This is a genomic window from Mucilaginibacter sp. OK283 (genome assembly GCF_900110415.1).
In the GTDB taxonomy this organism is placed as follows: domain Bacteria; phylum Bacteroidota; class Bacteroidia; order Sphingobacteriales; family Sphingobacteriaceae; genus Mucilaginibacter.
Genome location: NZ_FODR01000001.1, coordinates 875,928 through 900,730, shown reverse-complemented (window position 1 = coordinate 900,730; position 24,803 = coordinate 875,928). Strand labels below are relative to the sequence as shown.

The following is a 24,803-nucleotide window of genomic DNA, read 5'->3' as shown; positions in this document are numbered from 1 at the left end:
ATTATTTACTGATAAATGGTTTATGAGTTATTGAAGCTTTGCTGGCAGCTTGCTGTATTTTATATAAACGGGTAGCCATTTCAAAACGCTCTTTATAGCTTCGCTTTAAACCTTCTTTTAAAAGTTCTAATTCGGCCTGATCAAATGATTGCTTCACTTTTTCCATAACTTAAGCCATTAAATATTATCAAATTTAAGGAAAATACCGGTCAAAATAATTAACACAGGTATTTAAGCATAACGACTAAAGCTAAAGTGATTGCAAACTTGATCCGGCTTATAAAAATATGACATGTTTTTATTCAAGCTGATTACAATTAAGTAAATTTGTATTACATCCAAAAAGTTTGTTATGCAAATACTTGAAATAAATGTACCAGATAATAAAACCCGCCTTGTTAAGCAATTTTTAAAGGAACTTGGAGTGACTGTTAAAGTAAAAAAGCAATCCGGCATTCCAAATGCGGATACTATTGCCGCTATGGCGGAACTTAAAGCCGGAAAAGGACGGAAATACAAAAGCGTAGATGAATTGTTCGACAGTATCTGATCAAGGAAGATGTTTGAAATAGTTACTTCCACAAAATTCTTAAAAGATCTAAAACTGCTTAAAAAACGATCCGTTAAAGATTTACAATTATTGCAACAGGTTATTACTACGCTTGCTGAAAAAGGGCATAGCGGACTGTCAAAAAAACACAATGCCCATAAACTCAGCGGCGACTATAAGGGTTATTGGGAATGTCACGTAAAACCAGATCTGCTACTTATTTGGGATGAAAATGAACAAATAATGCTTCTTGAGTTGGTGCGCACAGGCACGCATTCCGATCTTTTTTAATCAAATCCTATTTAACCTTACTCACCCCCTCGCTTGTCATCACCACTCTTTTTATTGTACCATCTTTATTATAGTACAAATAATCGATACATACCGAGCGATGGAAGCTGCCGGCATCGGGCACCAGGGCGCCGTTATGGTATATAAAATAATCTTTGCCTTTAAAGTTGATGATAGCCTGGTGATTGGTGTTGGAGTTGCCGGCAATTTCGTTGATGATGCCTTTATAAACCCAAGGGCCATTGATATTGCGGCTCATGGCGTAGGCTATTTTCTCGGGAAACTCATAGGCGTATGAAAGATAATACCATCCATTACGTTCATGTATCCATGGCGCTTCGGTATAATGCGGCAGGGTAATGGTTTTAATTTCTCCGTCAAGTTCGGTCATGTTGGGTTTTAGCTTGGCATAATAGCAAATGCCGTTGCCCCAAAACAGGTAGGCCTGCCCGTCTTTACCAATAATAACCGATGGGTCGATGTCGTCCCAGGAGTGTTTAACGGCTTTGGTCATATCGTTGGTAACCAAGGCCGTTCCGCGGGCGTCTTTAAAGGGGCCGGTTGGGCTGTCGCTAACGCCTACACCAATGGCTTTGCCGTGTATGGTGGCGTGCTCAACAGCTACATACCAATAAAATTTGCCATTGCGCTCAATTACCTGCGATGCCCAGGCATCATCCCGTGCCCAGGTAAAATCTTTTACATTCATTGGCGAAGGATGTTCTGTCCAGGTGACCATATCCGACGACGAGAAGCACGTCCAATTATGCATTACGTAACCGTTGTGGTTGGTTGGCGCTTCGTCATGGCCGGTATACAGGTATACTTTGCCTTTATATACCATCGCAGCCGGATCTGCGGTAAACTCATGGCGGATAATGGGGTTACCATCGGTATGAATAATGGAATCCGATTTTACCGTTTGGGCTTGTACCGAGGTAAGGCAGCCCAAAATGGTTGTCAATGCGAGTAGATATTTTGATGTTTTCATATAATTTCTGTTCCTGTTGTCATCCTGAGGAACGAAGGATCTATTTACAAGCCCTTCCGCCGGGCTAAGCAAATCGGCAAATAGATGCTTCCTTCGTCAGCATGACAAGATTCTTATCTAAATTCTATTCCCCTATCACCGGCCATCCATTAACCCAGTTCAGTTTTTTTAATTGCAATTTGGATATGCCTCTGTCTGCCGCGTCGTAACCATGGTAAATGATGTAATCGTCGCCGTCAAAGTGGGCAACACCATTATGGCCAACGCCATACCAGTTGCTGTCGCCTTCCAATAAAATGCTGCCGCCGCCTTTGTTCATGGCCAGGCCGGTCTTATCAAGGTAAGGCCCTTTTAACGTTTTTGAGCGGCCAATGATCATTTTATAAGTACTCTTAGGTCCTTTGCAGCAGTAGTCTATCGATGCAAAAAGGTAAAAGTATTTATCGTGCCTGTAAATAAACGGGCCTTCAATGGCGTTACCACCGGCATCAACCGGGTTGCCATCCACAGCGGGCAGATTTTCGTTAACTGCTTTTCTGCGCGTTGCGATGGTTGGGATATTCTCTATATTTTCGGCAACACTTAACCTGTCGTTATTAAGCTTAACCAATTTCAGTCCATCCCAAAACGAGCCGAATACAAGGTATGGCGTGCCATCTTTATCCATAATTAAATTAGGGTCGATAGCATTCCAATTGGTGTTACCGGGGACAGATTGGATCACTTTACCATGATCAACCCATTTATAAGCCGCATCATTAGGATGTAAAGTAGTATTGGTAGCCACGCCAATAGCCGAGGTATTTTTGCCAAATGCCGATACTGAATAAAACAGGTAGTAAAGGCCGTTATAATACGAAATATCGGGTGCCCAGATATGCCCTTTAAAACCGGGGATAGCATCAACAGCCCATTGTGGCGCACTGGCAAACACAGGCTGTTCGCGCTTCCAATGCACCTTATCTGCCGACGACCACATGGATATCCCCATGCCCGTGCAAAAAATGTAATACGCGCTATCCTGCTTCATGATCACCGGATCATGCACCGAGATACCAGTTTTTAACTCCTGCGCATGAGTGATGATGCAGGAGGTTATCAGGAGGATGGCGATAGTTAGTTTTTTCAAAATAATGTTTAAATAAAAGACTGTCATCCTGAGGTATGAAGGAGCTATTTGCGAACTTTTCTATAAGGCCACGTATAGCTGATAGATCCTTCGTACCTCAGGATGACAGGAAAATTGGATATGTTATACGTAAACAAATAACAAGTAAGAAACCCTCTCTTGACCTATGCTAAAAATCTTGAACAACCTACATTTAACAAGCTGACTAGGCTGCAAAGCGTATAAGATTTCTCACTCGTGCCTCGTTTCGAAATGACATAAACTTAGTTTCTACTTATTCTTCAACCTGATTATCTTAAACGTATTAGGCTCCACATTAACATTTACCGATTTACCGCTTACCGCCATGGTGCTTTGTACCGGGCTTATTGCCGTTGGGTTATCCAACGAGTTTTCGTCGCTGCCTTTTTCGCTATGCAGTGTTATTACAGTAGCTTTTTTCTGGTAGCTTCCACCGTTTATTTTAAAGCTTACGTTTTGGGCAGTGGCGGCAGTATTTACAAATTTGATGATCAGCTCATTGGTGTTTTTATCTAAACTGGCGGTGGCATAACAGCCATCCTGCCCGGCAACCGACTCATTGCCCAGCATCAGGGGCACTACATCGGTGCCTTTATTTAGCGAGAACAATTGTTGTACATAGTAATTTGGTGTACCGTAGCTTTTCAGGTTATCAAACCAGATCAAATCGGGGGTCCATTGCCAGCCGTCTACATGGGCAAAAAGCGGCGCGTATGATGCCATGTTAACAACATCGGCGTTACGCTCAAGACCGGTCATAAAGGCTGCTTCGGCAAGGGCGCATTCCCAGGTATTTTTGTTCAGGGGGCTACCGGTTTGTACACTTTGCGCGGCATATTCGCCGGCAAATATTTTTGGCCCTTTGCGGTCGTAATTATCATAACGGCGGGCATTGTCCCTAAACCATTTTGGGGATGCGTAATAATGCTCGTCCAGGATGTCGGCACCCAGGCTGCGGAAAGTTTTGTTCAGCAAATCAAACTCCGGCCCTTTCGGGAACGGGCCTAAGGCCGATACAATTTTTACATCGGGATATTTTTCTTTAATAGCTTTGGCAAATATTTTCCACCTGTCAATATATTGCGGGCCCCATTGCTCATTTCCCACACCAATCAATTTCAGGTTAAAAGGAGCCGGGTGACCAAGATCAGTACGTAACTTACCCCATTTGGTATTTACATCGCCGTTGGCAAATTCAATCAGGTCAAGTGCATCCTGCAAATAAGGATCAAGCTGATCAAGCGGAACCATTTCGGATGTATTAAACTCGCAGGCCATACCGCAATTCAGGATAGGCAGCGGCGATGCACCAATATCTTCGGCGGTCATGAAATACTCCATAAAGCCCAGGCCAAATGTTTGGTAATAATCGGGCGCCGGACGATGCGCAAACTCGGTGTTCCAGCGGTTAATAATATTGGTGCGCTTATCAATATCGCCAATACTTTTTTTCCATTGGTAGCGGGTGTTCAACTCTCTTCCTTCTACAATACATCCGCCTGGAAAACGCAGGAAGCCAGGTTTAATATCGGCAAGCTTTTGTACCAGGTCGGCGCGTAAACCTCCCGGCCTGTTTTTCCAGGTATGTTCAGGAAACAGCGAGATCATATCCAGGTCGATAACACCTTTGCCTGTTAGCCAAACATAAACCTTTGCTTTTTTAGCTGTGGCCGATGCAGTAAATTTTACGCTGTAACGGTTCCATTCCTTATCGGGTGCACTCAAATCGGCTTTGCCTATAATGGCATCATTATCGCCATGCAGTTCTATATTCAGTTTTACATTACTGTCGCCGTTTTGCTTTGCCATTACCGAAAAGCTGTATGTTTCGCCCTCCTTAATGCCGGTTCCGCCACGGAAGCCTTCATTTTCCAAACCGAACGATCCGGTTTCTGATGTTACATAAACCTTTATAAAGTGCGGGTTTTCCGGCCTTTCTGTAGCGCGGTTAATTACTTCTACCCGGCCTTCGCCGCCGTCTTTTTTATGATCGTCCCAGGCCATCATCGGCATGTTAAACTCAAACGACCGGTTTTTTATTAATTCGGCATAAACACCGCCATCAGCAGCCTGGTTAATATCTTCAAAAAAGATACCGTACATGGTTTTTTGTATGGGCGTTTTAATTTTATCGGCCTGTATGGTATAAACCCGTGGCGTTTGCGCCTGTGCAGATAAAAGCATGCCTGCACCGCAAAAAGTAAAAAAAGCTTTCCTGATCATTGTTGGTTTGTATTGGTACGCTAAAACTACAAAAAAATATTAATAAGTGTAATTTTCACAATCATTATTTTAAAAAATAAAAAAATGTCATTTCGAGTTTTAAAATCCACGGATTCTGACGGAGGAAATGACATTCAAAAATAAAAGACTGCCATCCTAAGGCACGAAGGATCTATTAGTGAACTTTTCTATCGGTTATGAACGGCTGATAGATCCTTCGTACCTCAGGATGACAGGAAAATTGGATAAGCGAGAATGACTATATCCTACAACTTGTTACTGTTTACCTCTTCTTCCCCCAAACAGCCGTGCCTATATTATCCAGCCCGGTAAATATTAAGGTTGATGCTACTTTGTTTTCCCAGTCGCGTTCGCGTTCAACTTTTAATTTGTAGGTGGCGCCGGCAGCGTATTTTAGGGTGATGTATGGTGATGCATAAGTCCAGGTGTCGGTGGCGCTGCCATCTATGGTACCGGCAGCATCCAGTTTAAATGTAGTAGCTACCTGGAAATCGGGATTGGTTTGCTCGGTTCCGTAGCCAGGTACAATATGGTAACCTAAAGTTATCTTCTCGTAAGTACCCACGACATCGGCATTAGCAATAGCTGTTTGGGCAACATTGGCATAACGCTCCGGCGAAACCACCGGCCAGCCATCAGGTGTCCATGATATTTTGCGAACATGAAGGTCCATGAAATAGGAGTTAACGCCCGGCCTGCCCTGGTGTGCCATAAAATATTGCCCGCTGCCATCATCAAATACCGCGCAATGCCCGGTTCCCTGCCAGCCGCCATGGCCGTTAAACTGGTATGGGGCCAAAATCATTGGCCCATGATCAACATTGGTATTGATATCTTGTCCGTTATAATCATAAAACGGACCGGTTGGGCTATCGCCCCTGCCTACCCTAACGTTGTATTTGGTTTGCAGCCAATCGTAACTGATAAACAGGAAATATTTTTTCAGGTCGGGGTTATAAATCACCTCGGCACCTTCAATGTTGCCATTGTATTTGCCGCCTGTAAAACCGCGGTTGGCAATCCGTTTGCCTTTATCGCCGGGTGATGCCGCAAGGCCGGTTGAAGCATCCAGCTTTAAAATATAGATACCATCCCATGCCGAACCGTAATACATATACTGCTCGCCTGCGGTTGTAGTTACCACCGTTGGATCGATAGCGTTGGTTTGAATGGATGCATCATTGGCCGATGTTACCACTACCCCCTTCTCGGTCCATGGCCCCTCGGGCGATGTGGCGGTTGCCATACCGATAACACTTAACCGCGCTACCGCCGATGAGAGGGAATAATACAGGCGATACTCAGATCCTACCTTCATTACATAAGGTGCCCACAACGAGTTGAACGGGGTGCCGCCTTTACCGGTAATGTATGCCGAACCCTGCGCAGGTAAAGATGAAAATACCCAACCCACATATTCCCACTGCACCAGATCTTTCGACCGGCGGATTTGCAGGCCCGAACGGACATCTATCCCAAAACCAACATCGGTACTGTAGCAATAATAGTAATCGCCAAATTTTTTGATGGATGGATCGTGTACATTGTATACCGTCCATTTTGGGTAATAAGTAAAAGCCGAGATATCGGCATAAGTATCCGTAATCGAATTAATATTGAAAGCTGCCGGCGTTACCGGTGTTGTAGTTGTATCCGTTTTGGTTGGCGTAGGCGTGTCCTTTTTTGAGCAGGATATCATTACTGTTGCCAGCCCTGTTATCGCCAATAGGTATTTTGCTTTCTTCATCATGCTATTTCCCGGTTTTGTTATTGTTTAATGTTCAGTTCAAATAGTGTTACGCTTAACGGCTCGGTGCTGAGCGACTCGCCGGCATTTTTAACTGCCGATGGCACAATGCCGATAGTTGGTTTAGCTCCCGGCACATTGATGGCTTTTAAATCGCTGCCTGCTATGGTCCATTTTTGCCCGTCGGCAGCAATGCTTATATTTTTATATAGTATTTGCAGTGTTTGTGTTTGCCTTGTTGGGTTAACCACCGCGATGGTTATTTTCTTGCCATCGTTAGTCAGCGCGGCCATTACATCTAATGGATAAGTGCTGCTGCCTGATGACGTGGCGGGCCTGTCGGCACCGGTGGTACCGGCAACCTGGGGCTGATTGGCGTTGCCGCTTACCATTACCGGGATACTGCCAAAATGATCAGCATATAGTTTAATAACGAGGCCGTTGGGCTGCATGGCGCTTGCAGTCGCGTTGTACAACAAACCCAGCGGCGCGCTTGTTGATGTATAGGCCGACATTTTGATAATATCGGTATGCCGGGCTATCTCATTAAAGCCTTCTGCGGTTGCCAGTGCGTCTTCCAGTCCCCAGCCATCTTTCATACGCCATTCGTCCATCGCCATCAGGATGTTCCTGCTTTTAACTTCGGGAATAGTGTTCATGTATTGCTCAAAAGCTTCGGCCGCGCCCTTGATGCGGTTAGGCAGGCGCCTGATGCGTTGCGGCAACGAATCGTTTACATGATCAAACTGCTGCGTTTTTTCGTTGTAGGCCGAATCGGATATGGGGTACAAATGCTCGGCTATAAAATTCATGTACTTAGCATCGTGGGTCAGTAAATTGCCCGACCAATCCTGCTCCGAGCCGTAGCTATATGGCACATGTGCAATTTCGGGGTGGCTAACGTATACCGATGTCGCACCCATTTCAAATGGTGATGCACCGGATGCCACCAGGATTATTGATGGATCTTGCTTTTTCATTTCCCGGGCAAAAACCTCGTGTTTAATCACGTAGTATTTTATAGGCATGTGGCCCAGTTGCCACTCGCCATACATCTCGTTACCTATACCCCACCATTTTACATTATAGGGTTGCGGATGCCCGTTTTGAGCCCTTAGTTTACCCATTAGTGTCGATGCAGATCCATTAACATATTGTACCCATTGAGCAGCTGAATATGCCTCGCCAAAACCGGCATTTACGCCTATGTAGGGCACCACATTCAGTAACTTACAAAGGGTCATATATTCATCTGTGCCCACATCATTTGATTCCATGGCGCTCCAGGCGTAATCATATTTGGGGGCTCGCTTGTCCCTGTCGCCAATACCATTTCGCCAATCATAACCGGATGAAGCATTACCACCCCAGCGGATGATGCCCAAATTCATCTCCTTTAAATCATGTAAAATATCGGCCCTGAAGCCTTGTACATTGTCAGCAGGCATTAAAGAAACCGCACCAACATTAAAGGAACCATTGCCTTTTGCCCATACCTTAAAAGTGGCGTTGCCTGCAGTAGCCCTAAACTTAAAGGAGTATTTATGAAACCCGTTAGCTATCACCGGGAGGGCGATGTTCAGGTTACCTAAGTTATCATCGGCAATAACATCAATGTTAATTATTGCGCCTTTTTTGGCTTTAACAATTATGTAACCGGCATAAGCCTTATTCTTTAAAAAGGTGAGCCCGCCTTGCTGTATACCATGCGTTGATTTATTGTCCATAACAACCTTAACCGAATGCTCGCCGGTATAGGCGTTCGCGCTATCCATTTTTACAAATGCATCGGGGCCAAGCGGTTTCCATCGGCCTAAATAATTGCGGGAGTTGCCGGGGATTAATTTTTCATTTGAATTTACCGGGTAAAAAAATTTCCGGTCGCCCAGCATTTCGGCCCACAGGCCCCCTTCAAAATAATTAAACAGCAATTCAATAAACTGCCCGTATACCAGCTTTGATATTAGCGGCCCTTTGCGGCCTGCATCAATGGTAACATCAACAACGGCTTCCTTTTGATTTATGGATTGCGCATTAACCCGTTGCTGAAACGCGAGGCATATGCAAATTATCAAGCAAAGTTTTTTTATCACCGCAAAAATTTTGTTTGGAGTTAAATAAGCCGCACCGTTTATAAAAAACGGCACAGCTTTAACCTAATCTGTGTTTATTTTATGCAGAGGCGTAAACAAGCGCCCCTGCATAACATTTAACCTTACTTAATAAGTAGCGTTTTGTTTAAAACCAGGGTTGTTATCAATTTCTGATTGCGGGATAGGAAAATATTCGCGGCCTGCCTGGTAAGTATTAAACTCGGCATCGCGCGATTTTAATAAAGCCAGTTTGGCCGGATCCTGCAACCATCCCCAACGGCGGATATCATCAAAACGGTGACCTTCCAAACAAAACTCCAACAACCTTTCATGTGCCAGCTGATCGCGCATCTGGGCCTGGGTCATGCCTGGTTTGGTAGTTGCCAGGTCGGGAAGTTTGGCACGGGTACGTACCATTTGTATGTACGGATAAGCCTGTGCGGTTTGGCCGGTCTCGTTCAGGCACTCGGCATACATCAGCAACACATCGGCGTAGCGCATAATCCTTTCGTTGATGCCCGAGCGCCAGTCAAATTCATCAGCACGGGTATCACCGTTTTCATATTTGCGACAAAATATGTCGTTCAAATCGGCAGGGTTATTTTTGTACCTCTCAAAAAACGATTGGCCATATAAGGTCTCGCCGGGTTTGTTGTAATAAATGGTGGCATCAACCCTTGGGTCAACGTTACCGTCAACTGTTTTTTCGATCATGTATTCGTTCAATGCCGAAAATGTAGGTTGCACGTCTGTCCACCCAAAACTGCGTGGAGCAAATGTAATGGCCCTTGCCGATGTACGGCCCCAGGTTGATACCGGCGCACCGCCCCAGCCAAGGTCTGTACCCCCGGCGTCGCGTGAAAACTGCACTTCAAATATCGATTCTGAATTATTTTCGTTGGCTTCGGTAAAATTGTCTTTGTAGTTTGCAACCAGGCTGTACACGTTTGCGTCAATAATCGCTTTAAACTGCGTAGCGGCTCCGGCAAAATCTTTGTTAAACAATAAAGCTTTGCCCAGGAATGCCATGGCGGCGCCTTTAGTGGCACGACCAATCTGTCCTGCATCCGGTCCGTTGGTTGATGTGTAGGATGCCGGCAGCAAAGCAGCAGCCGCGGTAAAATCATCTTCTACCTGTTTCCAGCCTTCGGCCTCGGTTGATTGTTTTACAAAATAATCGGCCGATGTTTTTACATAATGGGTAGGCAACGATACCTTGCCAAAAAAGTTAACCAGGTGAAAAAAATACAATCCTCTTAAAAAATGGGCCTGGCCAAGTATGCGGCTTTTTAAGCCGGCATCCATTGTAATGTTGGGCACATTATCCAGCACCTGGTTGGCACGGGCAACACCTTCGTAATATGCGCCATAAGCCCAGCCGTAGCCTGCACCATCTGCTGTGCCTAATGCAAAACGGCCAATGTTATAAAATGCTGTCCATGGGCTGTTGCTGCGTACATCGTCGCCCCTGATATCCAGCATAGCCGGTGTAAAACGCATGTAAGTACCATCAATAATTAAACTGCCATAAGCGGCATTTAAGCCCGCAATAGCATCGGCCTGTGTTTTCCAGAATGACGCCGCTGTTTGCTGATTTGGATTTACCTGGTCTAACTTCTTAGTACAGGCGCTAAGGCATACTACAGCTGCGAATGCCCATATAAAATATTTTGTGTTTGTTTTCATGACTCTGTTTTTAATAAATTTTACAATCCTACCTGTACACCTAACATAACCGTTCTTGGATTTGGAAACGATCCATAATCATAGCCACGGCTAAATAAACCGTCGCTTATAAAATCAGGGTCGTAGCCACGGTATTTAGAAATGATCAATAAATTCTGACCAGACAGGTACACTCTTAAGCTGCTGAAAACATGTGTTTTATTTAAAATATTTTTAGGTATGGTATAACCTAACTGCGCGTTTTGTAATTTGATATAACTGCCGCTTTCCACAAAACGATCAGAGAAGCGCGAGTTGCCGTTCGGGTCGCCAATGATTGGTCGCGGTATGTTGGTATTGGTATTGGTCGGCGTCCAGAAATTCAGTTCGGCTGTTGATGAGTTGCCGTACTGGCCAACCATCAGGTCGTGATATACACCGTTAAATACCTTGTTGCCGGCGCTGCCTTGCAGGAAAAACGATGCATCAAAGTTTTGGTACGATGCCCCCACGTTTAAGCCGTAATAAAGTTTAGGAATTACCGAACCCAGGTAAACCCTGTCGGCATCAGTAATCACATGGTCGCCGTTAACATCTTTAAATTTAACATCGCCGGGCGCTGCCAATGTTTGGGTAGCATGGCTGGTAATATCGGCCTGGTTTTGGAAAATGCCTTCAGTAACAAAGCCATATAGCTCGCCTACTTCGCGGCCAACTTCAGTTTTACTGCCCGCGCCGTATATAGGGTTGTTGGTACCGCCTAATTTTAATACTTTGTTTTTAAGTGTATTGGCATTGGCAGTAATGTTCAATTGTAGTTTGCCAATGTTTTCGCGATAGCTCACAGAAAACTCAACACCTTTATTTTCTGTTGATGCCGCGTTGGTCGTCACCGATGCAGGCACCGAACCCACTGATAAAGGCAACGGAATACCAGCCAGGATATCAGTAGATTTTTTATAAAAATACTCGGCGGTAAATGCCAGTTTATCATTGAAAAAGCCAAAGTCAACCGCAGCATTTGCTGTTGATGTAGATTCCCATTTAATGTTAGGATCACTAACGGCAACTGTGGTTGCACCAGGTGCAAGGGTGTTGCCAAACAGGTAGCTGGCGTTGCCGTTGATGTATGACTGGTACATGTAGTTGGCAAAATTTTGGTTACCCAATACACCATAGCCGGTGCGGAGCTTTAAGCTGCTTATGAATGATGGTAAATGAAAAGCTTTTTCGTTACCAACGTTCCAGGCAGCGGCAATTGAAGGGAAGTTACCAAAGCGGTTTTTAGGACCAAACCTTGATGAACCATCCCGCCTGAAGTTTACAGTTAACAGGTAACGGCTATCGTAGTTGTAGTTTAACCGGCCAAAGTATGATAACAAAGTGCTGGCGTCTTTATAACCATCTAAGCCTTTTGAGGTTGGATCGGCAATGGAACCGAAGGTAAAAAACTGAAGGCTGCCGGCGGCCGACGCTGTACCGGTAACAAACTGGTTATGATCTTCCTGGTATGATGTACCCGCCAAAACATCCAGCTTGTGTTTGCCCGCGGTTAACTGGTACGATAAGGTATTTTCAACCAGGCCAGTATGCGCGTTACCGTTTTGATCGTTAAGGTAATATTTGGTATTCAGGTAATAAAAACCCAGATCGTATGATGGTTCGTAGTGAAAGTTCTCATAATCGGTACGGTCGTAGCTTACGTTAACCTTGTATTTAAGATTTTTTACCAGCTCCAGCTCGCCCCAAAAATTGCCAAACATCCTGTTACGGTTGCTGTAATCGGTTACCAGGTTATTCATACCAATAACGTTAAGGGTAATAGCCCTTTGGGTTACGTTATCGCTGCCCCCGTAGCCGCCCAGCCTGTTAGGGTCATAAACCGGCATAGTTGGTATAGCAGTTAGCATGCTGGTAAGGCCACCGCCAAATACCGCGTGCGAACTTGTAATAGCCGGGTTATTTTTGTGCGATTGGGTGTATGCTGTTTTACCACCAAAGCTAAATATGCCTTTTTTACCCTGGAAGCTACCGGTAAAGTTATAACGCCTGTAGCTTTGCGGACCAGATAATGTACTGGTATTATCAAAATAACCAAGACCAACATTATAGCTTATGGCATCGCTGCCGCCGGATAAGTTCAGGTTATGATCCTGTATTTTGCCGGTTTTAAACATTTCCTTTTGCCAGTCGGTATTGGTTTTACTGATGAAGGCCGCGTTTGAAGGATCATTTGCAGGGGCTATGGTTAAGCCGGCATTTAACTCCGCAGCAGTAGTTATTTTTTGATAACCTACCCTATCGGTAACATCCATTCGTTTGGCAATATTTTGCAGGCCGTAATAGCCGTTATAATTAACTTTTAAAGGGCCCGATTTCCCTTTTTTAGACGTGATGATAACCACTCCTGTAGCAGCACGCGAACCATAAATTGCAGCTGCGGATGCATCTTTTAATACCTGTATGGTTTCTATATTATCGGTAGGAAAATCAAACGGGGCATCAACGGGTACGCCATCAATAACAAACAGGGGGCTATTGTTACCAAATGTAGATATACCCCTGATTTTGATTTGTACAAAACCACCCGGCTCGCCAGATCCCTGTACACTTACACCGGCTGCCTGGCCCTGTAATAGTTTGGCTACATCATATGATGCTGTTTTTTTGGCATTATCAACGTTTACTACCGATACAGAGCCTGTAAGGTCTTTCTTTTTTACCGATCCGTACCCTACAACAATAACTTCGTTTAATGAATTTGACGATGCTTTAAGCTGAACATTAAGCGACGAACTGCCATTTAACGGTACTTCCTGCGTAGTATATCCTATAAACGAAAACACCAACACTACATTACTGGCGCTGGCGTCCGGAATGTTCAGTACATACCTTCCCTGCACATCAGTTTGCGAACCGGCGCTTGTTCCTTTTACTTTGATGCTTACGCCGGGCATAGGCATACCAGCCTCGTCGGTAACCTTACCGGTTACGGTAAGTATCGATACTGTGGCACCTTTTTCTGACAGTATCACCAGGTTATTTTCGCTCAGCTTGTAAACCAGGTTGGTTTTGGCAAGCAGGGCGGCCATTGTTTCATCTAACGATGCATTGGCAACGTTAAGACTGGCGGGCAATTCATTTTTTGCCAGGATATCGTCGTTATACAAAAAGCGGTAGTCAGATTTTTTTTCGATCTCCTTGAACGCCTTCTTTAAGGTAACATTCTGGAAATTAACATTGATAACTGTCTGGCCATATCCTTTTGCAAAAACCTGAAATGACGATACAATCACCAGGGCAAGGATAAATTTAAACATAAGAAATATTTTCAAAAATTGGTTTAACCGCACTTGGTTAATGCGGGGTACATTTTTTTTCATAATTTAGCATTAAGGTTGTTTTAACTATTTGGTTTTCAAAAGGGCTGGTAGTTAACTTTTACCGTATTAGCGGGGGAATGGTGGAACATTCTTCCGCTTTTTGGTTTTCAGTTTAGATACTTATTTAAGCATAGGCTATTTGATTAATGGTTTAATGGTTAATAAATTAAAACTTGATTATTGTCGGTTTTATAATGGAAGTAGGTTGTTGTTTTAAGTGCTTTTAAGGCTTTGGCTATGGTTTCGTTTTTAAACTTGCCGGTAAACCTTAATTTTTTCAGGTCCTCGTTTTTAAAAACAATGGTAACATTATAGCGGCGTTCCAGCTGTTTGGCCAGGCTTTCAAAGTCTTCGGCGTCAAAGGCCAGCTTGTTTTCAACCCACAGGGCTTCAGAAGGCAGCGTGTCTTTTTTTGCCTGATGAATCTGCCCCAAAACCATCAATGGCGTTTCTTCGGTTATGCTTTTATCTGATGGCACTAAAGCCTTGCCGGTTAAAACAGGCTGCTCATTATTAATGGTGAGTTTATCGGCGGCTTTTAAAATAATCTTTTTCTCGGGGGTTTTTAAAATGGTTAATTCTATACGCCCATGTATCAGCGATGCTTCGGATGTTTTATCGTTGTTATAGGCCCTTACATTAAACCGGGTACCCAGTACTTTAATGCTGATTGTTGATGTGGTAACTATAAACGGGTGTTGGGCATCTTTAACCACATCAAACAGCGCCTCGCCCTGCAGGCTAACTTTTCTTTGTTCAAGCCCGTAGCTGGCATCGTAAATTAGTTTACTGCCGGCGTTTAGCCATACCCTTGTACCATCAGACAGCTGAATTTTACTGATGCCGTTTTGCGGAGCGGTTATTTGGTTTGACTTAACAGGACCCGTTACATCTTTTTTGTTTATCAAAATAAACACCAACGCAAAACAAGCGGCCACTACCATCGAAAAAAACTTAAGAAACTTAATAATGCCCGATTTAGATTTACCGTGCTCCTGGTTTTCTGATTGGGCCAACTCGTCGGCCTCTGCTTTATCGGCTACGTCAAGTTTATCTTCAAAGGCAGCCCATTTAGCTTCCAACTTGTCGTCGGCTTTTATTTTATTTTCTTCGCGCCATAAATTTTCCAGTAAATCAACCGGGTATAAATCGGTACCGCCTTGCCGCAAAAGTTCTTCAAGTTCGGCCAGCTCTTCGGCGGTAGCCTCCCCACTTAACTTTTTACCAATAAGTATCCAGATATTGTTGATCATTATTTACGTCTCTCTAATTGTAAAGACTGTAATTAATGGAAACACCCTGGTGGGAAATGAAAATTATTTTTTTTAAATATAAATTAGAGGTCCTTTTTTCACCTTTGCAAAAAGCAAATTAAAAACCTGTCTCTTTATATTTTACAATTTTTATAAAAACCATTAAACTATGACTGAATCAATTCATTTCAATTTTGAGTATAAAAAGTTGATAGGTCAGATATCCAGTACTTATCAACAAGGTCAGCTTAAAGCAATTCATGCAGTGAATATCAATTTACTGGAAACCTATTGGCAAATCGGGCAGTATATTGTCGAATTTGAGCAAGGTGGTGCTGAACGTGCAAAATATGGCAAATCATTAATTAATAAACTGGCTGACGATTTATTCAATATTCACGGTAAAGGGTTTAGTAGAAGTAATCTGATTTATATGAGGCTTTTATACTTGGGGTATCCAATAAGTGAGAAGCCTTCTCACTTATTAAGTTGGTCGCATTATGTTGAATTATTAAAGATTGACGATAAATTAGAACGGAGTTTTTATGAACAGCAATCTATAATAGAAAAATGGTCGATCCCAGAACTGAGACGCCAAAAGAAAGCATCGTTATTTCTTAGGTTAGCTATTGCAAAAGATAAAGATGCAATACTGCAATTGGCCAAACAGGGTCAGGCTATTTCACGCCCTAATGATATTATTCGTGACCCTTACATATTAGACTTCCTCAAAATACCCGAACCTCATCAGTACACCGAGTCAGAACTGGAAAGACGGATTATTGAGCATTTACAGCACTTCCTGCTTGAGTTAGGCAAGGGTTTTGCTTTTATTGGCAGACAATACCGCATTACATTAGGCAACCGGCACCACTACGTAGACCTGGTATTTTATCACCGCATACTCAAATGTTTTGTCCTGATTGACCTGAAAAAGGAAGAAGCTGGTTATGAAGACATAGGCCAAATGAATATGTATCTCGGATATTTCGAGAACGAAGAAAATACCGAAGGTGACAACCCTCCGATAGGTATAGTCCTAGCCAAACAAAAGGATGATTTGCTTATACAATATGCAATGCATAACATTTCTTCTCAATTGTTTGTCAGTAAATACCAGCTTTACTTACCGGATAGAGAGGAACTAAGGGCTATCATTGAGGAGCAATTAAATAGTGATGAGAGTTTAAATTAATCAAAAATGTCCTTTCCGTTTCGGCTATCAAAAAGAGAACTTCCAAAAAGAATGTCGTGATAATTTTGAGCGATTTAGCAAATTTACTTTGTAACCAAAATCGAAATTTCCTAATCAATGATTAAGAAGTTTAATCAGTTATAAATTCCCCACACGGTGTCTGGGAAATTTATCATTTCATTTAAACACCATTATAAACACTCCCAGATCAACAATAACGTGCCCCATGAAACAATCCAATAACAACCCCAAACTGATAGATCTCAGCCACGTTATTTTCGACGGATTGATAACCTATAAAGGCCTGCCAGCCCCAATCATTTGCGATTATTTAAGCCGCGAAAAATCAAAAGGGTTTTATGAAACCGGTACCGAATTCCAGATAGGAAAAATTGAAATGGTAACCAATACGGGCACATACATTGATTGCCCTTTCCACCGGTTTGAGCACGGCGCCGATATGTCTGAAGTTTCTTTAGAACAATTTGCCAACCTTGAGGCCACCACCATAAATGCCTGCAATGTAACAGCAATTGGGCCCGATTTCTTTCGTGATACAGATGTTCGGGGTAAGGCAGTAATTGTATTTACCGGCTGGAGCAAACACTGGAATACCGATACCTATTTTGAAAACCACCCCTACGTTACAGCCGATGCTGCCCAATATTTAAAAGACCAGGCAGTAAAACTGGTTGGTATAGATAGCCATAACATTGATGATACTACAGGTAAAAGCCGGCCGGTACACACCACTTTATTGGGCGCGGGGATTTTAATAGTAGAGCATTTATGTAACCTGGACAAACTCCCCCCGGATGGTTATAAATTTAACGCCGTGCCACCTAAGTTTAAAGGTGTGGGCACTTTCCCGGTAAGGGCTTACGCGATAGTGACGGGCTGACGAGGAAGCTTCGTGGTGTTAACAAAGCAATTTTCAATAGCCTGTTTAGCTTTATATACCAGATATTTGATTAAAAAATAATAAAATGACCAGGAAAATATTGTCGGTAATTGTGGGCTACGTTGTATTTGCAGCAAGCTCGGTTTTGCTGTTTAAGTTAGCGGCACAGCCTCCTCACCAGGATGCGCAACTCACTTTTAAAATGTTGACCATAGTTTACGGCACATTTTTTTCGGTTTTAGCCGGATTTATATTGCAATTGATAGCCAGGCAAACAAAACTTACACTAAATTTCATTTTAGCTTTGGTTATCTTTTTGCCGGCAGCCATCTCAATGCTGACATCTGCCAGCAGCCATTGGACGCAGCTATTTGCTATGTTGATTTTTGCGCCGGTATCTATTTTAGGTGGGTATTTAAAGCTTAAGTTGATCAGCAAAAAATAAAGCGGAAAAAGAAACCGCTACTGAAGCATATCACAACCAAATTAAAGAAGCAACAGACCTGTTTATTATGGCCAGATTAGCCACCCTGTAACTCATACATAGGCAAACAGGCTGCCTTTGAAAGCATAAACAGATGCCATCCCCCATTATTTTTCAGAAACCACTTTTCCCTGAGCCGGCAGCTGGTCTTTTTGCGAATTAACGATCCCGACCGAAATCTGCCGCAGCGCGTTACCCATGTGGTACTCTACCGTTTTGATAGATAGGCTTAACAGTTCGGCAACTTCGCGATATTTAAGACCATCTTCTTTTACCAGTTTAAAAACCAGTTTGCATTGGTCGGTTAATTTACTGAGCGAATTGTTGATAAGCGCTGTAGTATCATTACAGATCAGCCGGTCTTCGCCTGTAGCTGCCGAATCGGCAATCTCTACCTCAACATCATCAATATTTACCTGGTTCAGCTTTGCTTTTGAAACATGTGTTAATGATTTGTTTTTTACCGACATGTAACAATAATTACTAAAATTACCAATATCGGTTAGCCTCGCGCGCTGCATCCAAAGGTTTAAAAACACGTCGTCTATGATCTCCTCGGCGGCCTCATCGGTTTTTACAAACGATTTGGCAAACCAAAATAATTTGCTGTAATAAAACAGGTACACCCTTTTAAAGGATGCCCTGTTGTTATTTAAAGCAATATCATTTAGCAGATATTTTATTTCGGTATCCAACATCTCAATTCGGGATAATAATCATCAAACGATAACACTAATTAAACAAACAATCCTACTTATTACTGAATTTGTAAATGGTTGTAGTATGATAAGTTTGCCCAGGCTTTAACACGGTTGATGCAAACGCAGGCTGGTTTGGCGCATCAGGAAAATGCTGCGTCTCCATGCAAAATGCCGAACGGTGCGGGTACGCTTTACCGCCTTTACCGTCTTTGGTTGCACCGGTTAAAAAGTTACCGCTATAAAACTGCAGGCCCGGTTCGTCGGTATATATGTCCATCACAATACCTGTTTTTGGGCTGCTTACCGTAGCTATAGATTTGGTGATATCATGCTTATTAAGCGCGAAGTTATGATCGTAGCCTTTACCATTTTTCAGTTGGTCGTCCTTATCGTTAATGTTGGCGCCAATGGCTTTTGCAGTAGTAAAATCAAAAGGCGTGCCTTTTACCGGCTGTAATTTCCCTGTCGGGATCAGTGTGGTATCAACCGGTGTTATGTTGTCGGCATCAATTTTCACTATGTTATCTAAAATAGTAGAGTCGCCCGCGCCGTTCAGGTTAAAATAGGCATGGTTGGTAAGGTTTACTATGGTAGTTTTATCTGTTGTAGCCGTATATTCTATCTTAAGCGCGTTATCAGCGGTTAAGGTGTATGTTACTTTACTTGTAAGCGTGCCGGGGTAACCGCCTTCACTGTCTTTAGATACATAAGTAAGGTTAAGGGTACTGTCGTTTGGTTGCGCGGCATCAAACACCTGTGCATAAAACCCTTTAAAGCCGCCATGCAGGGTATTAACACCATCGTTTATATCCAGTTGGTAAGCTTTGCCGTCAAGGTTAAATTTTCCTTTGCCAATGCGGTTGCCATAACGGCCTATAATGGCGCCAAAAAATGGTTCTTTAGGCTTTTGGTAAGTTTTTACGCTATCATAGCCCAAAACCACATCGGTTAAAGCTGCTTTATTATCGGGTACCAGCAGGCTTACAACGCGGCCGCCATAATTGGTGATGGCTACGCTGGCGCCTTTGTTGTTTTTTAATGTGTAAAGCTTAACAGCCTTGCCGTTTATAGTAGCCTCAAAGTTTTTGGCATCAGGTGCCGCGGCGGCTACTGTTGATGTAGAATCTGCCGCTGCTTCCTTTTTTTCGGCCGGGCCACTGCAGCTTACCAATAGCGATAACGCGAAGCTGTAAATTAAGTACTGTTTTTTGTATACTTTTTGCATAATTCCTGAAAGTTTTTGTCGCTTTTTTAAACTTTTTTGAAGTTTTTGAGCGGTTTAACTGGTTATAATTTGGTGTTTGGTTTTGTGATTGGGGCAATTGGCCACCCTAATCAAAATCTAAGGTAGAATAAAATTCATTTAATTGTGAAAAAAACAATTAAAATATTTTTACTTTTATTGGTGTAAGCCAAACACCAATAAAGCCTGCTAAATCAATTTTAAAGCTGTTTTGCCAGTAAAATGGCATTATATTTAGATTTTTAGCGGTCAAAAAAATTACATTTGGCGCTTTTTTTTACCCCATCACATGCAAAAATACTCGAAACAGACGCGACTTTTACTGGCAGTTGACTGCATTATATTTGGATTTGATGGCGATACTTTAAAAATTCTGCTGATAAAAAGAGGGTTCCAGCCCGAGAAGGGGAACTGGAGTTTGATGGGTGGTTTTGTACAGGTTACCGAAAGCCTTGACCAGGCTGCCAACCGTATTTTAAAACAGCTTACCGGGCTCGAAGGCGTCTATTTAGAGCAATTACACACATTTGGCAGCACAAAACGCGATCCTATTGAACGCACCGTATCAATTACCTACTTTGCATTAATAGATATAAATAAATACGAGATACAGCTAAGTAAAGATTACCACGCCGATTGGTTCCCGCTAAAACGCGTACCTAAACTCATTTTCGATCAGCAGGAAATGGTAGAGGCAGCCAAAAAACGCATCAGGTACAAGGCCGCCATGCACCCTATTTTGTTTGAACTTTTACCGGCAAGGTTTACAATTCCGCAATTGCAAACCCTTTACGAGAGCGTTTTTAACACCCAGATTGATAAACGCAATTTCAGCAAACGCGTTTTGGCCACGGGTTTACTCATTAAGCTAAACGATAAAGATAAAACCGGCTCAAAACGCGGCGCGTACTATTATCAGCTGAACATGCAAAATTATTATGCTAAATTTCAGGCATTTATGAATTTTATTCCCAACCCGGATACACTTTAAACTAAGCTTTTAAGCCCCTTGTTTCAGTAACAATTTAAATGTTTTTTAATAAAAATTTTTTATTGTAAAAAAATAAGTGTTACTTCAACACGAATTATTTAACCAATATGAGAGAAGACCAATTTGTGATTGGAGTGGACTATGGTTCCGACTCCGTTCGCTCCGTGTTAATCAACGCGCACAACGGCGAAGAAATAGCCTCATCTGTATTCAATTATCCGCGCTGGCAGCAAGGCTTATTTTGCAAACCGGCCGAAAACCAGTTCAGGCAACACCCTCTTGACTATATAGAAGGATTAGAAACTACTATAAAAGATTGTATTGCAAAGGCTGGCGGAGCCGAAGTAGCCAAAGCAGTAAAAGGTTTATCGGTAGACACTACCGGATCGACCCCAATAGCGGTTGATAAAACAGGTACGCCATTAGCTTTAACCCCCGGTTTCGAGCAAAACCCCAATGCCATGTTCATTTTATGGAAAGACCATACCTCGGTATTGGAAGCCGCCCAGATAAACGAACATGCTACAAAATTTGATACCAATTATTTAAAATATGTTGGCGGCATCTACTCATCCGAATGGTTTTGGGCCAAATTACTGCATATTGTAAGGGTTGACGCCCAGGTACGCGACGCCCTGCACTCGTGGGTAGAACATTGCGACTGGATCCCATTCCTGTTAACCGGAGGTACCGATGTTAAAGAAATTAAACGTGGCCGGTGTTCTGCCGGCCATAAAGCCTTATGGGCCGAGGAATTTGGCGGCTTACCACCCGATGAATTTTTCTCGTCGCTTGATCCGTTATTGACAGGTATCACCGGTAAGCTATTTAAAGATACTTACACCGCCGACGAAGCCGCAGGAACACTGAGCGCAGAATGGGCCGAAAAATTAGGCTTATCTACCGATGTTATTGTAGGTACCGGTGCTTTCGATGCGCACATGGGCGCGGTAGGCGGCCAGATTGAGCCATACCATTTAAGTAAGGTAATGGGTACATCTACCTGCGATATTTTGGTTGCGCCATCTGTTGAGGTTGAAGGCAAGCTGGTAGCCGGTATTTGCGGACAGGTAAATGGCTCGGTTATACCAGGGATGACAGGGTTAGAAGCTGGTCAGTCGGCCTTTGGCGACACTTATGCATGGTTTAAAAATGTGCTTTTATGGCCTTTAAATAACCTGTTATCGCAGTCAGCCATTATAGATACAGCAACCGCCGAGGCGTTAAAAGCCGAAATGGCCGAACTGATCATCCCTGAATTAAGCCGCCAGGCCGATTTGTTGCCTTTGGATTTTGATAACGAATTATCTATCGATTGGTTTAACGGCCGCCGTACACCGGATGCCAACCAGGAATTAAAAGGCGCAATAACCGGCTTAGGCTTAGGCAGCGATGCACCGCGCGTATTCCGCTCATTGGCCGAAGCTACCTGCTTTGGGGCTAAAAGCATTGTGGAGCGTTTTATCAGCGAGGGTATCCCGGTTAAAGGTATTATAGGGATTGGCGGTGTGGCCAAAAAATCGCCGTTTGTAATGCAGATGATGGCCGATGTATTGGGTATGCCTATCCGCATCCACCAGTTTAAACATACCTGTGCTTTGGGCGCGGCCATGTTTGCGGCTGTTGTTGCGGGCATTTACCCAACGGTTGAAGATGCCATGCAGGGTATGGGCCGCGGATTTGATGTAGAGTATTATCCAAATAAAGAAAAAGAGGCCTTATACCTGGCCCGTTATAATAAATACAAAACCTTAGGCAGTTTTATAGCGCAGCAAATAGCGGCAAAAGCTACCCTGGGCGTTAAAGATAATTCTGTTTTGGCATGAGTAAGTATCAACACATAAAACAAGCGGCTTATGAAGCCAATATGCAGCTGCCCAAATTGGGGCTGGTGCTTTTCACCTTTGGCAACGTAAGCGCTGTAGATAGGGAACTGGGCGTTTTCGCTATAAAACCAAGCGGTGTACCTTACGAAGATCTATCGCCCGAGAAAATGGTGATCGTTGATTTTGATGGGGTTACTGTAGAGGGCGATCTGCGCCCATCGTCAGATACAAAAACCCATGCCGTGCTTTACAAACACTGGCCAAACATTGGGGGTATTGTGCATACACATTCCACTTATGGCACTGCCTGGGCACAGTCTCAGCGTGACATTCCTATCTTCGGCACCACACATGCCGACCACCTGACAGCCGACATCCCTTGTGCACCGCCTATGAGCGATGAAATGATTGAGGGCGACTACGAGTACCAAACCGGTTTCCAGATCATGGATCATTTTACAGCCGCTGGCCTGGATTATAACGAAGTAGAAATGGTGTTGGTAGGCAACCATGCGCCGTTTACCTGGGGCAAAACAGCGCATAAGGCAGTTTATAACAGCGCCGTTTTAGAGGCTGTTGCCCAAATGGCCTACTTAACCGAGCAAATTAATAACCAGGCCCCACGTTTAAAGGACTCGCTTATCAAAAAACATTTTGAGCGTAAACACGGACCAAACTCATACTACGGCCAATAATTATGAAATCATTACGCTATATCATTATACTGGCAGCCGGTCTGCTTGGAGCACAGGCATCATCGGCACAAACCGTTGCTGCTACGCCACCTATGGGTTGGAACAGCTATAACTGCTTCGGCTCGGCTGTGCATGAGGATGAAGTAAAGGCCAATACCGATTATATGGCCCAAAACCTGAAGCAACATGGCTGGGAATACATTGTGGTCGATTTTTTATGGTCGTACGATAACCCGCCGGGTAGCAATATTGGTAACCCGTTTCAATTACGCTTGCAGGATGGCTCCTACCTGCCCTGGCTTACTATGGACAAATGGGGGCGTTTAACGCCGCAGCCTACCAAATTCCCTTCGGCCTTTGGCGGCAATGGCTTTAAGCCTTTAAGCGATTACGTACACGCCAAAGGATTAAAATTTGGCATCCACGTAATGCGTGGTATTCCAAGGCAAGCATACTGGTCAAAATCACCTGTTAAAGGCACCAACGGTATCACTGCCGACATGGTGGCCGATACCAACAGCAAATGCCCCTGGATGAACCACATGTACGGACTGGACATGAAAAAGCCCGGTGCCCAGGAATATCTTAACTCTATTTTAGAATTATATGCCTCATGGGGCGTAGATTTTATTAAAGTAGATGACTTATCGCGCCCATATAGTAATGCCGAGGTGGAAGGCTACCAAAAAGCCATCCAAAATTGTGGCAGGCCTATAGTATTAAGCCTTTCGCCAGGCGAAACTCCGGTTGCCCAGGCGGCACACGCTACCAAATATGCCAATATGTGGCGCATGGCAGATGATTTTTGGGATAACTGGAAAGAGATACTGCACATGTTTGATTATGCCAAAAGCTGGGAAGGCGTAAGCGGCCCCGGTCATTGGCCCGATTGCGATATGATACAAATTGGCAAGCTAAGTAAACGCGGCCCTGTTGGGCAGGAGCGCTACAGCCGCTTTACCCAGGATGAAGAAATTACCCACATGACCTTTTGGAGCATTTTCCGCTCGCCTTTAATGATTGGCGGCAACATGCCCGAGAACCGCGACTTTGAACTAAAGCTATTTACCAACGATGAGGTTTTGGCAGCCAACCAAAAAGGGGCCAATCCCAAACAGTTGTATAAAAAAGATGGCGCCATGGTTTGGTATTCCACCATCCCCGGCAGCAAAGATGTTTACGTGGCCCTGTTTAACATTGGCGATGTAAATAAAGGCGTTGCGGTTGATTTTGCTGCATTGGGCCTTAAAGGCAAAGTAAAGGTGCGCGACTTGTGGAAAAAACAGGATGCCGGCCAATTTAAAACCAGCTATCAGCAAAATATAAACCTACACGGCGCAGCCTTGCTAAGACTTTCGCCCGCAAAATAATTAAAAAACAAAAATCAATAATTCAATAAG

Annotated in this window: 20 protein-coding genes; 9 read left to right on the top strand and 11 right to left on the bottom strand. The window is 43.6% G+C overall.

Annotated features, from left to right (window positions below; genetic code table 11):
* Window position 1: 1 nt before the first annotated feature.
* On the bottom strand, window positions 2-166 hold the full coding sequence (locus tag BMX56_RS30025) for a hypothetical protein (RefSeq protein WP_177183702.1): 165 nt from the start codon (window positions 164-166) through the stop codon (window positions 2-4).
* A gap of 186 nt (window positions 167-352) precedes the next feature.
* On the opposite strand from BMX56_RS30025, the gene BMX56_RS03840 reads away from it, so the two are divergent.
* Both BMX56_RS03840 and BMX56_RS03835 read left to right on the top strand, forming a co-directional pair.
* A complete protein-coding gene (locus BMX56_RS03840) occupies window positions 353-550 on the top strand; it encodes a hypothetical protein (RefSeq protein ID WP_090641012.1) in 198 nt (65 codons plus the stop codon).
* Between the two features lie 9 nt (window positions 551-559).
* Window positions 560-841, top strand: coding sequence for a type II toxin-antitoxin system YafQ family toxin (locus BMX56_RS03835; protein ID WP_090641010.1), 282 nt, complete (start codon window positions 560-562; stop codon window positions 839-841).
* 7 nt (window positions 842-848) lie between these two features.
* Here the strand turns inward: BMX56_RS03835 and BMX56_RS03830 are convergent, their stop codons facing one another.
* The 8 genes from BMX56_RS03830 to BMX56_RS03795 all read right to left on the bottom strand — a co-directional run bounded on the left by BMX56_RS03830 (window position 849) and on the right by BMX56_RS03795 (window position 15,367).
* Entirely contained in the window at window positions 849-1,832 is a 984-nt protein-coding gene (locus BMX56_RS03830; protein WP_090641008.1) for a glycoside hydrolase family 43 protein, read from the bottom strand.
* Between the two features lie 124 nt (window positions 1,833-1,956).
* Window positions 1,957-2,961 carry a family 43 glycosylhydrolase gene (locus tag BMX56_RS03825; protein ID WP_218152371.1) on the bottom strand — a complete coding sequence of 335 codons (1,005 nt, stop codon included), beginning with the start codon at window positions 2,959-2,961 and terminating at the stop codon, window positions 1,957-1,959.
* 270 nt (window positions 2,962-3,231) lie between these two features.
* On the bottom strand, window positions 3,232-5,205 hold the full coding sequence (locus BMX56_RS03820; protein WP_218152370.1) for an alpha-L-arabinofuranosidase C-terminal domain-containing protein: 1,974 nt from the start codon (window positions 5,203-5,205) through the stop codon (window positions 3,232-3,234).
* Window positions 5,206-5,488: 283 nt separating this feature from the next.
* Window positions 5,489-6,976, bottom strand: coding sequence for an arabinan endo-1,5-alpha-L-arabinosidase (locus tag BMX56_RS03815; protein ID WP_090641003.1), 1,488 nt, complete (start codon window positions 6,974-6,976; stop codon window positions 5,489-5,491).
* A gap of 17 nt (window positions 6,977-6,993) precedes the next feature.
* Entirely contained in the window at window positions 6,994-9,048 is a 2,055-nt protein-coding gene (locus BMX56_RS03810; protein ID WP_143065352.1) for an alpha-L-arabinofuranosidase C-terminal domain-containing protein, read from the bottom strand.
* 144 nt (window positions 9,049-9,192) lie between these two features.
* A complete protein-coding gene (locus BMX56_RS03805; protein ID WP_090640999.1) occupies window positions 9,193-10,752 on the bottom strand; it encodes a RagB/SusD family nutrient uptake outer membrane protein in 1,560 nt (519 codons plus the stop codon).
* Between the two features lie 20 nt (window positions 10,753-10,772).
* Complete coding sequence (locus BMX56_RS03800; protein ID WP_177183701.1) at window positions 10,773-14,051, bottom strand: TonB-dependent receptor; 3,279 nt, start codon at window positions 14,049-14,051, stop codon at window positions 10,773-10,775.
* A gap of 221 nt (window positions 14,052-14,272) precedes the next feature.
* The gene (locus BMX56_RS03795; protein WP_090640994.1) at window positions 14,273-15,367 is read right to left on the bottom strand and encodes a FecR family protein; all 1,095 of its coding nucleotides are present in this window, start codon (window positions 15,365-15,367) and stop codon (window positions 14,273-14,275) included.
* A 169-nt stretch (window positions 15,368-15,536) separates the two neighbouring features.
* On the opposite strand from BMX56_RS03795, the gene BMX56_RS03790 reads away from it, so the two are divergent.
* The 3 genes from BMX56_RS03790 to BMX56_RS03780 all read left to right on the top strand — a co-directional run bounded on the left by BMX56_RS03790 (window position 15,537) and on the right by BMX56_RS03780 (window position 17,908).
* Entirely contained in the window at window positions 15,537-16,562 is a 1,026-nt protein-coding gene (locus tag BMX56_RS03790) for a PDDEXK nuclease domain-containing protein (RefSeq protein ID WP_090640992.1), read from the top strand.
* A 226-nt stretch (window positions 16,563-16,788) separates the two neighbouring features.
* Complete coding sequence (locus BMX56_RS03785; RefSeq protein ID WP_090640990.1) at window positions 16,789-17,463, top strand: cyclase family protein; 675 nt, start codon at window positions 16,789-16,791, stop codon at window positions 17,461-17,463.
* Window positions 17,464-17,548: 85 nt separating this feature from the next.
* Window positions 17,549-17,908, top strand: coding sequence for a hypothetical protein (locus BMX56_RS03780; protein ID WP_090640988.1), 360 nt, complete (start codon window positions 17,549-17,551; stop codon window positions 17,906-17,908).
* 146 nt (window positions 17,909-18,054) lie between these two features.
* On the opposite strand, the gene BMX56_RS03775 is transcribed toward BMX56_RS03780, so the two are convergent.
* Complete coding sequence (locus tag BMX56_RS03775) at window positions 18,055-18,645, bottom strand: RNA polymerase sigma-70 factor (RefSeq protein ID WP_090640986.1); 591 nt, start codon at window positions 18,643-18,645, stop codon at window positions 18,055-18,057.
* 52 nt (window positions 18,646-18,697) lie between these two features.
* Window positions 18,698-19,873 carry an aldose epimerase family protein gene (locus BMX56_RS03770; RefSeq protein WP_090640984.1) on the bottom strand — a complete coding sequence of 392 codons (1,176 nt, stop codon included), beginning with the start codon at window positions 19,871-19,873 and terminating at the stop codon, window positions 18,698-18,700.
* A 307-nt stretch (window positions 19,874-20,180) separates the two neighbouring features.
* Between BMX56_RS03770 and BMX56_RS03765 the strand changes: the two genes are divergently transcribed.
* The 4 genes from BMX56_RS03765 to BMX56_RS03750 all read left to right on the top strand — a co-directional run bounded on the left by BMX56_RS03765 (window position 20,181) and on the right by BMX56_RS03750 (window position 24,773).
* The gene (locus BMX56_RS03765; protein WP_090640982.1) at window positions 20,181-20,882 is read left to right on the top strand and encodes an NUDIX hydrolase; all 702 of its coding nucleotides are present in this window, start codon (window positions 20,181-20,183) and stop codon (window positions 20,880-20,882) included.
* A 107-nt stretch (window positions 20,883-20,989) separates the two neighbouring features.
* The gene (locus BMX56_RS03760) at window positions 20,990-22,708 is read left to right on the top strand and encodes a ribulokinase (RefSeq protein WP_090640980.1); all 1,719 of its coding nucleotides are present in this window, start codon (window positions 20,990-20,992) and stop codon (window positions 22,706-22,708) included.
* Window positions 22,705-23,403, top strand: coding sequence for an L-ribulose-5-phosphate 4-epimerase (locus BMX56_RS03755; RefSeq protein ID WP_090640978.1), 699 nt, complete (start codon window positions 22,705-22,707; stop codon window positions 23,401-23,403). The genes BMX56_RS03760 and BMX56_RS03755 overlap by 4 nt, the downstream gene beginning before the upstream one ends.
* A gap of 2 nt (window positions 23,404-23,405) precedes the next feature.
* Window positions 23,406-24,773, top strand: coding sequence for a glycoside hydrolase family 27 protein (locus BMX56_RS03750; RefSeq protein WP_090640975.1), 1,368 nt, complete (start codon window positions 23,406-23,408; stop codon window positions 24,771-24,773).
* Window positions 24,774-24,803: the final 30 nt, after the last annotated feature.

Bases quoted from the DNA above. Each gene is read 5' to 3' on its own strand.
- BMX56_RS03790 (WP_090640992.1), top strand. From the start codon at position 15,537: ATGACTGAATCAATTCATTTCAATTTTGAGTATAAAAAGTTGATAGGT.
- BMX56_RS03815 (WP_090641003.1), bottom strand. From the start codon at position 6,976: ATGATGAAGAAAGCAAAATACCTATTGGCGATAACAGGGCTGGCAACA.
- BMX56_RS03765 (WP_090640982.1), top strand. From the start codon at position 20,181: ATGCAAAAATACTCGAAACAGACGCGACTTTTACTGGCAGTTGACTGC.
- BMX56_RS03840 (WP_090641012.1), top strand. From the start codon at position 353: ATGCAAATACTTGAAATAAATGTACCAGATAATAAAACCCGCCTTGTT.
- BMX56_RS03780 (WP_090640988.1), top strand. From the start codon at position 17,549: ATGACCAGGAAAATATTGTCGGTAATTGTGGGCTACGTTGTATTTGCA.
- BMX56_RS03830 (WP_090641008.1), bottom strand. From the start codon at position 1,832: ATGAAAACATCAAAATATCTACTCGCATTGACAACCATTTTGGGCTGC.
- BMX56_RS03775 (WP_090640986.1), bottom strand. From the start codon at position 18,645: ATGTTGGATACCGAAATAAAATATCTGCTAAATGATATTGCTTTAAAT.
- BMX56_RS03760 (WP_090640980.1), top strand. From the start codon at position 20,990: ATGAGAGAAGACCAATTTGTGATTGGAGTGGACTATGGTTCCGACTCC.
- BMX56_RS03800 (WP_177183701.1), bottom strand. From the start codon at position 14,051: ATGTTTAAATTTATCCTTGCCCTGGTGATTGTATCGTCATTTCAGGTT.
- BMX56_RS03770 (WP_090640984.1), bottom strand. From the start codon at position 19,873: ATGCAAAAAGTATACAAAAAACAGTACTTAATTTACAGCTTCGCGTTA.
- BMX56_RS03805 (WP_090640999.1), bottom strand. From the start codon at position 10,752: ATGAAAACAAACACAAAATATTTTATATGGGCATTCGCAGCTGTAGTA.
- BMX56_RS03820 (WP_218152370.1), bottom strand. From the start codon at position 5,205: ATGATCAGGAAAGCTTTTTTTACTTTTTGCGGTGCAGGCATGCTTTTA.
- BMX56_RS03835 (WP_090641010.1), top strand. From the start codon at position 560: ATGTTTGAAATAGTTACTTCCACAAAATTCTTAAAAGATCTAAAACTG.
- BMX56_RS03750 (WP_090640975.1), top strand. From the start codon at position 23,406: ATGAAATCATTACGCTATATCATTATACTGGCAGCCGGTCTGCTTGGA.
- BMX56_RS03795 (WP_090640994.1), bottom strand. From the start codon at position 15,367: ATGATCAACAATATCTGGATACTTATTGGTAAAAAGTTAAGTGGGGAG.
- BMX56_RS03785 (WP_090640990.1), top strand. From the start codon at position 16,789: ATGAAACAATCCAATAACAACCCCAAACTGATAGATCTCAGCCACGTT.
- BMX56_RS30025 (WP_177183702.1), bottom strand. From the start codon at position 166: ATGGAAAAAGTGAAGCAATCATTTGATCAGGCCGAATTAGAACTTTTA.
- BMX56_RS03755 (WP_090640978.1), top strand. From the start codon at position 22,705: ATGAGTAAGTATCAACACATAAAACAAGCGGCTTATGAAGCCAATATG.